The 12,985-nt window shown below is 58.8% G+C and carries 13 protein-coding genes; 4 read left to right on the top strand and 9 right to left on the bottom strand.

Annotated features, from left to right (window positions below):
* Positions 1 to 3 precede the first annotated feature (3 nt).
* The 6 genes from BM174_RS03175 to BM174_RS03150 all read right to left on the bottom strand — a co-directional run bounded on the left by BM174_RS03175 (position 4) and on the right by BM174_RS03150 (position 6,572).
* Positions 4 to 1,380: an aldehyde dehydrogenase family protein gene (locus tag BM174_RS03175; RefSeq protein ID WP_093922387.1), complete on the bottom strand. Its 1,377-nt coding sequence runs from the start codon at positions 1,378 to 1,380 to the stop codon at positions 4 to 6.
* 28 nt (positions 1,381 to 1,408) lie between these two features.
* Positions 1,409 to 2,770 carry a glutamine synthetase family protein gene (locus BM174_RS03170; RefSeq protein WP_093922386.1) on the bottom strand — a complete coding sequence of 454 codons (1,362 nt, stop codon included), beginning with the start codon at positions 2,768 to 2,770 and terminating at the stop codon, positions 1,409 to 1,411.
* A 63-nt stretch (positions 2,771 to 2,833) separates the two neighbouring features.
* Positions 2,834 to 3,871: a TRAP transporter substrate-binding protein gene (locus BM174_RS03165; protein ID WP_093922385.1), complete on the bottom strand. Its 1,038-nt coding sequence runs from the start codon at positions 3,869 to 3,871 to the stop codon at positions 2,834 to 2,836.
* 51 nt (positions 3,872 to 3,922) lie between these two features.
* Complete coding sequence (locus BM174_RS03160; protein WP_093922384.1) at positions 3,923 to 5,248, bottom strand: TRAP transporter large permease; 1,326 nt, start codon at positions 5,246 to 5,248, stop codon at positions 3,923 to 3,925.
* Positions 5,248 to 5,817, bottom strand: a complete 570-nt coding sequence (locus BM174_RS03155; RefSeq protein ID WP_093922383.1) for a TRAP transporter small permease subunit — start codon at positions 5,815 to 5,817, stop codon at positions 5,248 to 5,250. Before BM174_RS03155 ends, BM174_RS03160 begins: the two co-directional genes overlap by 1 nt.
* Entirely contained in the window at positions 5,814 to 6,572 is a 759-nt protein-coding gene (locus BM174_RS03150) for an N-formylglutamate amidohydrolase (protein ID WP_245766252.1), read from the bottom strand. Before BM174_RS03150 ends, BM174_RS03155 begins: the two co-directional genes overlap by 4 nt.
* 93 nt (positions 6,573 to 6,665) lie before the next feature.
* Between BM174_RS03150 and BM174_RS03145 the strand changes: the two genes are divergently transcribed.
* The 3 genes from BM174_RS03145 (at position 6,666) to BM174_RS03135 (ending at position 9,654) form a co-directional block, all read left to right on the top strand.
* Entirely contained in the window at positions 6,666 to 7,568 is a 903-nt protein-coding gene (locus BM174_RS03145; protein WP_245766251.1) for a MurR/RpiR family transcriptional regulator, read from the top strand.
* A 232-nt stretch (positions 7,569 to 7,800) separates the two neighbouring features.
* The gene (locus tag BM174_RS03140) at positions 7,801 to 9,432 is read left to right on the top strand and encodes a DUF4331 domain-containing protein (RefSeq protein WP_093922382.1); all 1,632 of its coding nucleotides are present in this window, start codon (positions 7,801 to 7,803) and stop codon (positions 9,430 to 9,432) included.
* Between the two features lie 24 nt (positions 9,433 to 9,456).
* The gene (locus BM174_RS03135) at positions 9,457 to 9,654 is read left to right on the top strand and encodes a hypothetical protein (RefSeq protein ID WP_093922381.1); all 198 of its coding nucleotides are present in this window, start codon (positions 9,457 to 9,459) and stop codon (positions 9,652 to 9,654) included.
* Between the two features lie 136 nt (positions 9,655 to 9,790).
* Here the strand turns inward: BM174_RS03135 and BM174_RS03130 are convergent, their stop codons facing one another.
* Genes BM174_RS03130 through BM174_RS03120 form a run of 3 tightly spaced genes read right to left on the bottom strand, consistent with a single transcriptional unit; the run spans position 9,791 to position 12,317 of the window.
* Complete coding sequence (locus tag BM174_RS03130; RefSeq protein WP_093922380.1) at positions 9,791 to 10,654, bottom strand: type II secretion system minor pseudopilin; 864 nt, start codon at positions 10,652 to 10,654, stop codon at positions 9,791 to 9,793.
* On the bottom strand, positions 10,651 to 11,178 hold the full coding sequence (locus BM174_RS03125) for a type II secretion system protein GspJ (protein WP_093922608.1): 528 nt from the start codon (positions 11,176 to 11,178) through the stop codon (positions 10,651 to 10,653). The genes BM174_RS03130 and BM174_RS03125 overlap by 4 nt, the downstream gene beginning before the upstream one ends.
* Positions 11,175 to 12,317: a penicillin-binding protein activator gene (locus BM174_RS03120; protein ID WP_177209400.1), complete on the bottom strand. Its 1,143-nt coding sequence runs from the start codon at positions 12,315 to 12,317 to the stop codon at positions 11,175 to 11,177. Before BM174_RS03120 ends, BM174_RS03125 begins: the two co-directional genes overlap by 4 nt.
* 35 nt (positions 12,318 to 12,352) lie before the next feature.
* On the opposite strand from BM174_RS03120, the gene gspN reads away from it, so the two are divergent.
* Positions 12,353 to 12,982 (top strand): type II secretion system protein N, encoded by a 630-nt coding sequence (gene gspN / locus BM174_RS03115; protein WP_177209399.1) that lies wholly within the window; start codon positions 12,353 to 12,355, stop codon positions 12,980 to 12,982.
* Positions 12,983 to 12,985: the final 3 nt, after the last annotated feature.

Below are 12,985 nucleotides of genomic sequence, written 5' to 3'. Positions count from 1 at the left end.
GCTTCAGGCTTTCTTAAGGTGGTAGGATTTGGGACGGGTCAAGGCGTGATAGCCCAGTTCCGACAGGCCAGCGCCGCGTCCGGTGTTCTTGCAACCGGTCCAGCACAGGGCAGGATCAAGGTAGTCGGCGCGGTTCATCAACACAGTGCCAGTCTCCAGCCGCGCGCCGATGGCATCGGCTGCTTCGGCATCAGCGGTGAAAATCGCCGCCGTGAGGCCAAACTGACAATCATTCATTAATTCAATGGCTTCTTCGTCGTTCTTCACTGACATAATGCCAACGACGGGGCCAAAACTTTCGTCGCGCATCACGCGCATGTTGTGGGTCACATTTGTCAGGATTTGTGGTGTGAGGTAGGCACCGCCATCATCGGCAGGCATCTTTTCGATATGGGCCGTTGCGCCATCAGCCAGCGCTTCGTCGATCTGGGCACGGACTTCTTTCGCGAAACGGACGTTGGCCATCGGGCCAAGGGTGGTCGCTTCCTCCAGCGGATTGCCAAGCTTCAGCGCATTGACCCAAGCCACGGCCTTTTCCACAAAGCCGTCATAAAGGCTCTCGTGCACATAAATCCGCTCAATCCCGCAGCAGCACTGACCGGCGTTAAACATCGCGCCATCCATCAGCCCGTCAACAGCGGCATCCAGATTGGCATCGGCACGAACATAGCCCGGATCCTTGCCGCCGAGTTCAGTGGCGACGCCGGTAAAGGTGCCAGCGGCGGCGCGCTCCATCGCCTGACCACCGCCAACAGAGCCGGTGAAGTTTATGAAATCAAACGCGTTTTCGGAAATCAGCGCCGAGGTGGTGTCATGGTCCAGCACGATGTTCTGGAACACATCTGCAGGCACGCCGGCCGCGTGATAGGCATCGGCCAGATGCTCGCCCACCAAAATGGTCTGGGCGGCGTGTTTCAGGACTACCACGTTGCCCGCGATCAACGCAGGCGCGATGGTGTTGTTGGCGGTCATATAGGGGTAATTCCACGGGGCCACGACAAAGACCAACCCATGCGCTTCGCGGGTGATTTTGCGGCTAAAGGCGGCGCTGTCTTCGATGACAGTCGGGGCCAGCGCGTCGTGGGCAATTTTGGCCATATAGGTGGCGCGTTCCTTCAGGCCACCAAGCTCGCCGCCATAGCGGGTCGGGCGGCCCATCTGATGCGCCAGTTCGGTAACCATCCGGTCGTGGGTGCGCTCAACTTCCGCCAACGCGCCGAGCACGAGGTCGATGCGCTCCTGCAAAGGGCGCGCGGCCCATGCTTTTTGCGCTTTGCGGGCGCGGGCCACGGCCTCAAGGGCGGCGTCCTTGCTCAGGCATTCACGCTCGGCATAGACCGATCCGTCAATTGGCGAGATACATTTGGTTGTCTTGGTCATGGTGTGTCTTTCACTTCACAAAGGGCGTTCAAGCCCGTTCAAAGCCGCGGGCGATTTCCCAGTCGGTCACGACGCGGTCGAATTCTTCCAGCTCCCATTCGGCGCTGCGGGTGTAATGGTCAACCACATCATCGCCCAAAACCTCGCGCAGGAAGGCAGAGCCGCGCAGGTTTTCGCAGGCAGCCCGCAGGGTTTGCGGAATGTCGCCTGCTTTGGCGTCGTCATAGACGTCGCCCTTGCTCGGCGCGGCGAGGGTCATCTTATCTTCGATCCCCTTGATCCCTGCGGCCAGCATCACCGCTTGGGCCAGATAGGGGTTCAGGTCCGAGCCGCCAATCCGGCATTCGACCCGCACGCCTTTGGTGCCAGCGCCACACAAGCGGAAACCGGCAGTGCGGTTATCGACCGACCAAACGGTTTTCGTCGGTGCGAAGGTGCCCTTTGCGAAACGCTTGTAGCTGTTGACGTAGGGCGCGAGGAAATAGGTATAATCAGGCGCAAAGGCGATCAACCCGGCCATATAGTTCTTCATCAGTTCCGACATGCCAAGGTCGTCGTCCTTGTTGAGGAACATCGGCGTGCCGTCTTTCCACAGCGACTGGTGCACGTGGCTGGAGGAGCCGACGCGGTCGCGGTGCCATTTGGGCAAGAAGGTCGCGGCATGGCCGTGCTGCCACGCGATTTCCTTGACCGCATGTTTGGCGATGGTGTGGTAATCGGCACAATCAAGGGCAGGGGAATAGCGGATGTTGAGCTCTTCCTGACCAGCCTCTGCCTCGCCCTTGGAGTTTTCAATCGGCAGACCGGCGGCATAGAGGTGATTGCGGATCGGGCGCATCACGTTCTCTTCCTTGGTGGTCTGGAAGATGTGATAATCCTCGTTATAGCCGCTGATTGGCGTCAGCTCACGGAAGCCACCTTCGCGGATTTTATCAAGGCTGTCGGCAAAGAGGAAAAACTCAAGCTCCGTCGCCATCATCGCCTCAAAGCCAAGCTCGGCCAGACGGGCGATCTGCTTTTTCAGGATCGCGCGGGGCGAATGGGGGACAGGGTGGTTGTGATGGTCCAAGACATCGCAAAGCACCATCGCAGTGCCCTCAAGCCAGGGCACAGGGCGGATGGTCTCAAGATCGGGCTTCATCACATAATCGCCGTAACCTGACTGCCACGAGGTCGAGGCAAAGCCATCGGGCGTGGCCATTTCGATGTCAGTTGCCAGCAGGTAATTGCAGCAATGTGTCTCGTTGAACGAGGTTTCGACGAAGTTGACCGCGTGGAAACGCTTGCCCATCAGACGGCCCTGCATGTCCACCAGACAGACCAGCACGGTGTCGATGGTGCCTTCTGCAACAGCGGTTTTCAGGTCGTCAAAGCTCAATGTGCGCGGCATGGGTTCGTTCCTTGGAGGAGGGGTGTTCGGCGGGCCGTATCGGCCCGCCTTGGATAGCTTAAATCAACCGTTTGTATAGGGGGGGCCAGCTTTGTTGATGACCTCGTTATAGTCGCGGAAGATTTGCACGATTTTCGAGTGGATTTCGCCTTCCTCGGCGATTTCGGACCAGAATTCCTTGGCCGCGGTTTCAACTTCGGCCCATTCGCCAGCTGGCACTGTGCTGAGCTTGAGCTTGTCGCCCTGTGCCCGCAGACGCGCCTCGCCGCCCCAATACCACTGGTTGCGATAGGTGTGTCCTGCCTCAATTCCTGCCATCACCAACTGCTTGAGGTGATCAGGCAGATCCATCCACTGCTGCTGGTTGACGAAGAACGAGCCGATCCACGCGCCCGAGATGTTATTGGTCAGGAAGTAATCGGTCACATCGGCCCAGCCAACGGTATAGTCTTCGGTGATGCCCGACCAAGCCATGCCGTCAAGCTCGCCGGTTTGCACGGCAACTTCGGCATCCTCGTAAGGAATGTTTACCGGCACCACGCCAAAGCGCGACAGGAAGCGGCCCGCGGTGGGGAAGGTGTAAAGCTTCATGCCATCCAGATCGGCGACCGACTTGATCTCTTTGGTGGTGTTGAAGTTACACGGATCCTGACCCGCAGCAGACAGCCACGCGACGCCAACTTTTTCGTACTCCGAGCGCCAGATATCGGCCAGACCGTACTGGTTGAACAGCACTGGCACGTCGAGGATGTGTTTGGTCGCAAAAGGGAAATAGCCGCCGAACTGCTGCAGCGGCGTGGGCGACGCCATTGAGTCGTCGTCCGAGTGGACCATGTCGATGGTGCCGCGCTGCATCGCTTGGAAAAGCTCGCCGGTGGGCACGATCTGGTCGGCGTAGAACAGTTCGATCTCCATCTCGCCGTTGCCAGCCGCATTGATGTAATCAACACAAGGCTTGGTCACATGTTCACCCAATGCCGCACCGGCATAGGTCTGCATGCGCCATTTGATGGCGGACTGCGCGTGTACGATCGACGGGGCTGCAAGGGCTGCGGGGGCCGCAACCGCCGCGCCTTGAAGGAATTTTCTGCGAGTTGTCATAGGTCTCTCCATTGTTGAATGATCAAGCCGCCTTACTGGCGATTCTCGTTATTATTTGTCGTAGACGTAATCGGGCAGCCAAGTGGCGATCTGCGGGAAGACCATCACCAGCACCAGCGCCAGAACCATGACCAGCACGAAGGGTGTGATCGAGGCATAGATGTCGCGCAGGGTAATCTCCGGCGGGGCCATGGCCCGCATCAGAAACAGGTTATAGCCAAATGGCGGCGTCATATAAGCAATCTGCGTGGTGATGGTATAAAGGATACCGTACCAGATCAAATCAAAGCCAAGCTCGCCGACCAGCGGCACATAAAGCGGGGCGACGATCACCAGCATTGCCGTATCGTCCAGAAACGTGCCCATCAGGATGAACGAAAGCTGCATCAGGATGAGGATCGTCCACGGGCTGAGGTGAAGCTGGTCGGTGAACAGCCCCTCGATAGCCTTAACCGCGCCCAACCCGTCAAACACCGCGCCAAATGCCAGCGCCGCAAGGATGATCCACATGAACATGCAGGTGATGCCCAGCGTATTGCGCACCGAGTTCTCGAAGACTTCCTTGGTCATGCGGCCCTTAAGCACTGCCGCAAAGAATGCAGCCCCAGCACCGATGGCCGAGCTTTCTACAAGGCTGGTCCAGCCGTTGACGAAGGGTACCATCATCACCGCGAAAATCACCAGCGGCAGGATGCCCGCCCGAAGCAGGCGCAGCTTTTCGGCGCGGGGAATGTCGCGATCCTCAACCGACAAGACAGGCCCCAGCGCGGGGTTCTTCCAGCAGCGGATCACAATATAGGCAATAAACATCGCCGCCATCATCAAGCCCGGCACGACGCCCGCCAGCCACAACTGCCCGACTGGCTGGCGCGCGATCATCGCATAAAGCACCAGCACCACCGAAGGCGGCACCAGTATCCCCAAACTCGATCCCGCCTGAATGACCCCTGTCACCATCCGTTTGTCATAGCCGCGTTTGAGCAGTTCCGGCAGCGCGATGGTCGAGCCGATTGCCATACCCGCAACACTAAGCCCGTTCATTGCCGAGATCAGCACCATCAACCCGATGGTTCCGATCGCCAGCCCGCCGCGCACGCCCCCCATCCAGACATGGAACATCTTGTACAGATCGTCGGCAATCCGAGATTCAGACAGCACATAGCCCATGAAAATAAACATCGGCAGGGTCAGCAGCGGATACCACTTCATCAGTTTCATCGCGGCGGAAAACCCGATGTCATAGCCACCCTTGTCGCCCCAAAGCAGCAGGGCGGCCATCACGGCAACAAAGCCGATGGCACCAAACACCCGCTGCCCCGTGAGCAGCATCAGCATCATCGTCGCAAACATCAGCGTGGCGATCATTTCGTAAGGCATCAGACCGGCTCACCCTTCAACAACAATAAATCTTTGAACAACTCCGACACGCATTGCAGCAGCATCAAAAACAGCCCGATAATCATGATGGTTTTGATCGGCCACATCCAAGGCCGCCAGACCGAGGGCGAGGTCTCCAACCGCCCGATCTCTTCGGTGCCTGTGATCAGACCCGCAAAAAACGAGATCGGCTCGGTGCCCCAATAGCCCAGCGAATAGGCGGTCGAGCCAATCGCGCCATAGACCATCACGCCCAGATAGAAGATCAAGAACAGCACGGTGATCACATCGGTCCACGCTTTGCGGCGCAGCGACCATTCACCATAAAGCAGGTCCATCCGCACGTTGGACCCAAGCTGCAACGAGTAGGGGCCGCCGAGAATGTAATATGCCACCATGGTGAACTGCGCGACCTCAAGCGTCCAAAGTGCTGGCAGAAAGAAGGTCTTGCTGATCGAAGACCACAGCAAGATGCCCATCAGCACGAAAATCCCGTACATCACGATCCGGCCCAGCCGGTAGTTGATCGCGTCAATGGTGTTAATATAACCGCGTGCCAGCCTGATCATCGTGTGGTCCGTTCGAGGTTTTTCAGTGCTGCGGTGATCCAGTCGCTCAACATCTGCGCCATCGCGTGCTGGGCGCTGTCGTCGGCGATAAGATCATTGCGCAGTTCAAGCATGATATTGGGGTGCCCGCCTGCAATCGCGTGCTCTCTCAGTGTGTGGGTCACGCCGTCTTCAGGGCCGTAGGGCGCGTTGCGCTGGATAGCCATCGGGCTGAATTGCGCGGCAATGGCCAACATGGCATCCGCCAAGCGCGTATCTGTATCGTGCAAAATCCCGATTTCAACCGCGCGTGGCTTGCCATGATAGGTCGGCGTAAAGCTATGCACTGTAATGATTATCGGATCACTGCGCCCTGCAATTGCGGCTGCGAGTGTGGTTTTGAACGGCGTGTAATAGCTGTCGGTCCGCGCCTTGCGGGCCGCCGCATCCAGCCCGAGATTTCCAGAGACGCGGATAAGCTCGCTTTGTTCGGGCATTGCATCGGGCGCATGGGGCGGGCGGTTGCAATCATAAACCAGCCGCGAGATGCCGCTGGCCACCAACGTCGCATCCAGCATGCGCGCCATGTGTTGCGCCACGGCTAGCGCGCCTGGGTCCCAGACCGCATGGCTTAGCCGGTCCACAGCGGCCAGTCCCAAATCGTTTAAATCAGGCGGAATATGGGCGGAGGCATGTTCACAGACCAGCACAATTTCCGACCCGCCAGCCAGCGTTGTCACAATTTCAGCAGTATCTGACAACGCGATTTGCGGCACCGGTATTCCCCCAAGTTTCGGTCACACTCAGGGGGCATGGGGATTCTGTCAACAAGTATCTGTAACGAATCGTACATCTGCTGTAGTTCTGTAATGAAAGCTATCAAAATGGGCGTATCGACCTTGTCACAACAAGCCATCACCATCGCGGAACGCATTCAGAGGGCGCTTGATACTCTCACCCGTGCCGAGCGACAGCTGGCCCAAGCGATCCTTGAGAATTACCCAGCAAGCGGGCTCGGGCCTTTGTCAGCCTTGGCCAAGGATGCGGGTGTATCTGGCCCGACAGTCTTGCGGATGGTGCAAAAGCTCGGGTTCAAAGGCTACCCGGATTTCCAGACTGAACTGCGCGAGGAGCTGCGCGACAAGGTCAAAAACCCGATCTCCAAACATGATACATGGACCGAAGGCGCGCCGTCCGGCCATGTGCTTAACCGCTTTACTGACGCAGTAATGGAGAACATCCGCCATTCACTGGCCCAGATCGAACCCGCGGCCTTTGACGCCGCCTGCGCGCTGATTGCCGATCCCAAGCGTAAAATATTCATCGTCGGCGGGCGGATTTCGCATACGATTGCGGAGTATCTGTTTCTGCACATGCAGGTGATCCGGCCCGACGTCATCCATGTCCAGTCGACCTCGAACACATGGCCGCATTACGTGCTGGATATGAAAGAAGGCGATGTCGTGGTGGTGTTCGATGTACGCCGTTATGAAAACAACACTTTGAAGTTGTCTGAACTTGCTCATGCCAAGGGCGCGAAGATCATTCTGCTGACCGACCAGTGGCGCTCTCCGGTGCACGCCCTGTCTGACATCTGTTTCAGCAGCCGGATTGTGGTGCCCTCGGCGTGGGATTCTGCCGTGATGCCCTTGTTGCTGGTCGAATCCATGATCTCTGCGGTGCAGGATATCTTGTGGACCGACACACGCGACCGGATGGAGACACTGGAAGCGATCTTTGATCAGACCAAGATGTTCCGGAAATTCACCTGACCTGCGCAGATTTCCCTAAAAATTGATGCGCCAGTCAATGACGCGGGGCGGGCGGCTCGACCTTTTTTGAGCCGCATAGAAATTAATTTCAGAAACTTGAAACTAACTAAATAACCCTACGTGTATGAGTTAAGCCGCGGTGAACTTACGAGGGGTAAGCGCACTTATTTCAAACGGCTTCGTCGCACATGCGTCGGTCATAATGAATACATTGTTAACCAGGGAGACATCCATGCAGCTTACCATTCGCAATATGTTGCGGGGGACATGCGCGAGCGCACTGTGCCTGACGGCGACATTCGCAAATGCCGCCTCACACCGAGAGGCACCCGGCATCACTGAACAGCCAAAAGTTGACGCCACCGACTTTTATGTGTTTCGCAGCTACGAAGATGGCCGCGATGACTATGTGACCTTCATCGCCAACTACCAGCCGCTTCAGGCGCCCTACGGCGGCCCGAATTATTTCACCATGGACCCTGATGCGATCTATGAAATCCACGTCAGCAATGACGCGGACGCCGAAGAAGAGATCACGTTCCAGTTCAAGTTCGACAACAACCTGAAAGATGGCACTGGCATTCAGCTGGATATTGACGGCACCAATGTGGCCATTCCGCTGCGCACAGCGGGTCAGATTTCAAAAGAAAAACCGAATGCCGGTGGTTTGCTAGGTGAAACAGAGAGCTACGGCATTACCATGATCCGTGGTGACCGTCGCAGCGGTGAACGCACAACGCTGACCAACCCCCGTGGCGGTGCCGTTTTCCAAAAGCCGATCGACAATATCGGCAATAAAACAATCCCGAACTACCGCGCCTATGCAAATAATTATATCTACACCAGTGTCGATATCCCCGGTTGCGACATGAAGGGCCGTTCCTTCGTTGGCCAGCGCGCCGAAGCTTTCGCGGTTAACCTTGGCGAAGTCTTTGATTTGGTCAATCTGGTGCCAATCCAGGGCCCGGCAAATCCGATGTGGCCGCAGTATGACTCGGATAATTTTAATGCGGGTGGCATCGTTCAGGATCGTGCCAACGACGATCTGATCGGCAAATCGAACGTGACATCAATTGCGCTCGAAATCCCGACATCTTGCCTGACGCAAGGTAGCGAGACAGTGATCGGTGCGTGGACAACTGCAAGCCTGCCACAAGCCGAACTAGAAGATCCGTCGCCTTCCTACGAGGCAACATCGATCTACGGTGGTGCATGGGTGCAGCAGTCGCGTCTGTCGAACCCGCTGGTAAACGAAGTGGTCATCGGTATGCCGGACAAAGACCTGTTCAACGCCGCCGAGCCGATCATCGATGAAGCACTGGCTGTTTATGTAACCAACCCGACCTTGCCTGCGTTGCTGAATATTCTATTCAACGGCAACAGCGAATTCGGGACCGACAATATCGCGCCCTCTAACTTCCCGCGCGCCGATCTGGTTGCTGCCTTCCTGAGCGGCTTCCCCGGGGCCAACCAGCCACAGGGCTTCAACCCTGAAACCGATCTGTCGGAAATGCTGCGCCTGAACACGGCACTGCCAATCACGCCGCGTGATGAGCAGAACACCTTTGGCCTGCTTGCCGAAGATCTGGCTGGTTTCCCGAACGGTCGTCGCCCTGGCGATGATGTGGTCGATCTTGCCCTTCGGGTGATGATGGGCCGTTTGTGCCATGACGTTCCACTTGGTGACGAGTTGGGTGCAGATGCCGACAACATCAACCTCGGCCTTTGCGGCACTGGCGATCCGTCGACTGTTGCTCCAGCTGGCCTTGTGCCATTCACCGATGGCGCACCTCTGCGTGCCACCGAATTGCAAGCAACGTTCCCTTACCTGAACACGCCGCTTGCTGGTTCACCTAACAACTAAATCGCACCGGAAAGGAGAATTCCTATGTTAAAGAATATCTCGATCCTCGCGGTTCTGGCTGTGGTCCTTGTGGCCTGTGGCGGCGGCGGTGGCGTGACCGGTTTTGCGCAACTGGGCTCCGACTTTGCCCGGGCCTTTGCGCAGGATCGCAATGCCGAACCGATCTCGCTTGAGAATGTGACGTTGGTCAAGACGCCGCTGGTTGAACCCTTCAACCCTTGAGGCGACAGATCGGGCAGGTGAGTTTCCCGCCCGATCAACTAAAACCCAAATCAACGCGGCTGCCCTAGGGCGGTCGCGTTTTTTAGTACCCATTGTCTGGGGCGGTGAGATGCGGAGCGTCAGGAGCTTCGGGCCGCTAGGGGCTAACAACCGCTGGTAAGGCGCCGATCGACATGCCGTACCACCGCCCGGTCACCAGTACCTCACGAACGCCAAGGCCAGTCTGGCGCAACAACCGGCTGTTGAGGGTGACGGTCGTGCCATCCACTTCGGCGCGGCTGATGATGTCAAAGGCGTCGGAAGTAAATCCGACCCCGCCGAGCAGGATAACGCCCGCTTCTGCAAGATCGGACTTGGTCAAAAACCCTTTGCGCTCCCGTAACTTGATCAACTGTCGTGCACTGCTGGCAGAACCTAGAACGGCAGCGAGCACTGTCTGCTCGGCTGTATTGACGTTGAGCGCTCCGCGCGTTGCCAACAGGCTGACATAAGGGTCAAGCTTGGCCCGCTCCGCAGGATCGAGACCCGCAATATCGCTCAAGCTGCGTACGGGGCCGCCCCGAACCAGCGCGTCGGTCACGGTAGTGGCCACACGGTCGGGCAGGCCAAGGGAGGTAGTAAGCCGCGCAAATACCAGTTGCTGTGCCAATCCGCCCAAGCTCAGCGCGTTAAGGTCGAGCCGCCCACGAACATCCATGACGGTGATCGAAAATCGGCCCGTCGCCAGTACCACCTCTTCTTGCGCGGCAAGCGCCCAGTTTTCGGCGTAGTGATCGATATCGGGCGCTTGCTCCATGTCGCGGCGCAGGGCTGCCACCATTGATGCTTCGGCCCCCAGTGCCAGCGCCTCCGCTTGGGTTGCGGCAGCGGCACGGCGGGTGCGGTCCATCAGGTTTTCTTGCGAGGTGAACATCAGCACAATGATAGCGGCCCCCAAGGCGAGGGCGACCAGCACATTTACCAAGATGACACCCGCATCACGAGGGCTATTGCGGCTCATTCTATCAACGCCTGTGGCAAAGCCACTGTGCGGCTTAAGGTCTCACCGGAGGCAAAGGTCAACGCCATCCGGACGGCACGCGCTTGGGGAAACTGGCTGTCGCTGGGCCAGCCCTCATGCCAAATCCGCTCAAGATCCATAACTTCGAAGCGCAGGTCGCGGACGTCATAGACCAAGGCTTGTGCCAGCGGGTCGGTGGTCTGGGTATCCCCGCTCTCGCGGATCAACGCGCCATCGCGCAGCAGGTAGCGCCGCAGGCTTTTCTCACGGGAGATATCAGCGCGCAAAGAACCTTCGGCCAGCGTTACTGTCAGCGGGTCGACCTGAGCCCAATCACGCCCAAAGACCAGCAGCGCGCGGTCGATACGGGCGATCTGCTCCAGCCGTCCGTCTGTGCGGGCGCGTACCTTCAGGATGGTATCTAGCGTCGTAAACGACGCCATCCCAACCATCGCAAAGATGATCAGCGCGACCAGCATTTCGATCAGGGTGATCCCTGCGTCACGCGGGTGCGGCGCCGTCATACGGTGGTGGCGCCAATCAGCGTTGTTGTACCCTGTGCCACGCTGAGCACTGCAAGCCCGCGCAAACACTGGCCATCGGGTTGGAACTTGAAGGGCCCCAGCACCCCGTCAAATCCGGCCTCGCGCAGCAGACCCTTACGGTCTTGTTTCCCGATCCGCCCCAAAATACGGGCCATTTCGACAGCATCAAAGGCCAATCCCGCCACGACGCCTGCTTCGCCTTGACCGTCTGCCTCAAGCGCCGTGGCAAAAGCTTCAAACCGCACAGGATCGGGCGCGGCAAACCATCCGCCGCGCAGGGAGGCGATACGGTAAGGAGCGATCGCGGCCCATTGGTTGGAGCCAAGCAATTGCACTCCCGCCGCCTGAAGGGCCGCGGCTTGTTCCTCGAACGGGCCACCCACCACGGGCAAATACACCGCCTCGGGCAAGGCGCCGCCATTGGCGCTGCGCAGCTTGTCGACCAATCCGGCACCGGAAGCCGCCACGAGGGGCGGGGGCATATTTACGCCAATGCCCGCTGCGACAGACTGCGCCGCCGTGGCGGATAGCGTCCCGAAAGCGCCGGGCGGCACCACCACGGCGATACTGCGCTTGCCGCGTGTTGCGGCAAAGCCGAGGATCGATTTGGCCGATTGCAGCGGTGTGACGCCGAAAACAAACAGATTGCCCCCCGCGATAGAACTGTCGTTCGAGAGCGATACCACCGGTACATTGCGCCCCACCGCTGCCGCCACGGCGCGGCTTTGCCCTGACAAAAGCGGCCCCAAGACCATCTTGGCCCCGCCTGCGACTGCTGATTTCGCAGCAGCGACAGCGCTAGCATCGGTTTCACCACTATCGATGACGGTGACTTCGGCATCCGCACCAGTTGGATTGCCACCAAGGCTTGCAGCGGCGGCCATGATCTGACCTATTGACGCACGCGCGCCAGACAGGGGCGCTAGAAGGGCGGCTTTGCCGACGGTCCCCACAGGGGGCAGTTTATCATCCCCGCCCAGTGCCAACCCCGAACAACCCGAGAGCCCCAGAACCGCCGATGACCCAGACAGAGCCAGCAGCATCCGACGTCGAGATAGCCCCCGTCCCACCGCGCCGTGGATGGTTGCGCCGGAGTGTCTTTCTGCTGGGTCTGACATGTTTTGCGGTCCTCGTTTACGCGGTAGCATTGATCGTGACTTTACCCGCTTCGGCTGTGCGCGAGCTTGTCATACTCCCACCTCAAGTCACAGGGCTTAATGGCAGCGCATGGCAGGGGCGGGCAACGCTCGACGGCGGATATACGCTGAACTGGGATCTGCGCGGCTGGTCGGTTTTGACCACGCGCGCGGTGTCCGATTGGACCTTGCAGGGCCCAGATACGCAGCTCACGGGTATCTTGACGGTATCGCCATGGGCCGCCGAGGCCAGTGATGTGGCGGGCCGTGCAGGACCGGGCTTGTTGGCACTGCTGCCGGGATCACCGTTGAAAGACTGCACCTCCCGCGCTGTGGTCGATGTGCAGACACTGGCATGGCAACGCGACGCGGCCCGCGCGGGCGGCGTGATCCAGATTGACGCGGGCACCTGCCAGGATCTTCTGGGTCGCGCCACGGCGATCCCGCAAATGACCCTTGATCTCAGTGCGCAGGGCAGCGACGCCCGCGCCGTGCTCAGCGACCGCGACGGCACTTTGGCGCAGGTGACAGTGACGGGCGACCAACGCCTGATCCTACGGGTGGAGCCCGAGGGCGCGACGCTGGTGCCGGGCATGCCCACCGGCGGGCCGATGATTATTGAATACCCTTTCGCCACCCTGTTCTGACCC

Origin of the sequence: Sulfitobacter brevis (assembly GCF_900112755.1) — a bacterium.
Taxonomy (GTDB): Bacteria; Pseudomonadota; Alphaproteobacteria; order Rhodobacterales; family Rhodobacteraceae; genus Sulfitobacter; species Sulfitobacter brevis.
Note: the sequence above shows the minus strand (reverse complement) of the source record. Positions and strands in the feature narration are given on the sequence as shown.

What these genes read in the sequence shown, in the direction of transcription:
- BM174_RS03170 (WP_093922386.1), bottom strand. Translation starts at nt 2,770, where the DNA reads ATGCCGCGCACATTGAGCTTTGACGACCTGAAAACCGCTGTTGCAGAA.
- BM174_RS03125 (WP_093922608.1), bottom strand. Translation starts at nt 11,178, where the DNA reads ATGACGGCGCCGCACCCGCGTGACGCAGGGATCACCCTGATCGAAATG.
- BM174_RS03135 (WP_093922381.1), top strand. Translation starts at nt 9,457, where the DNA reads ATGTTAAAGAATATCTCGATCCTCGCGGTTCTGGCTGTGGTCCTTGTG.
- BM174_RS03140 (WP_093922382.1), top strand. Translation starts at nt 7,801, where the DNA reads ATGCAGCTTACCATTCGCAATATGTTGCGGGGGACATGCGCGAGCGCA.
- BM174_RS03130 (WP_093922380.1), bottom strand. Translation starts at nt 10,654, where the DNA reads ATGAGCCGCAATAGCCCTCGTGATGCGGGTGTCATCTTGGTAAATGTG.
- BM174_RS03120 (WP_177209400.1), bottom strand. Translation starts at nt 12,317, where the DNA reads ATGTCAGACCCAGCAGAAAGACACTCCGGCGCAACCATCCACGGCGCG.
- BM174_RS03160 (WP_093922384.1), bottom strand. Translation starts at nt 5,248, where the DNA reads ATGCCTTACGAAATGATCGCCACGCTGATGTTTGCGACGATGATGCTG.
- BM174_RS03165 (WP_093922385.1), bottom strand. Translation starts at nt 3,871, where the DNA reads ATGACAACTCGCAGAAAATTCCTTCAAGGCGCGGCGGTTGCGGCCCCC.
- BM174_RS03155 (WP_093922383.1), bottom strand. Translation starts at nt 5,817, where the DNA reads ATGATCAGGCTGGCACGCGGTTATATTAACACCATTGACGCGATCAAC.
- BM174_RS03145 (WP_245766251.1), top strand. Translation starts at nt 6,666, where the DNA reads ATGAAAGCTATCAAAATGGGCGTATCGACCTTGTCACAACAAGCCATC.
- BM174_RS03175 (WP_093922387.1), bottom strand. Translation starts at nt 1,380, where the DNA reads ATGACCAAGACAACCAAATGTATCTCGCCAATTGACGGATCGGTCTAT.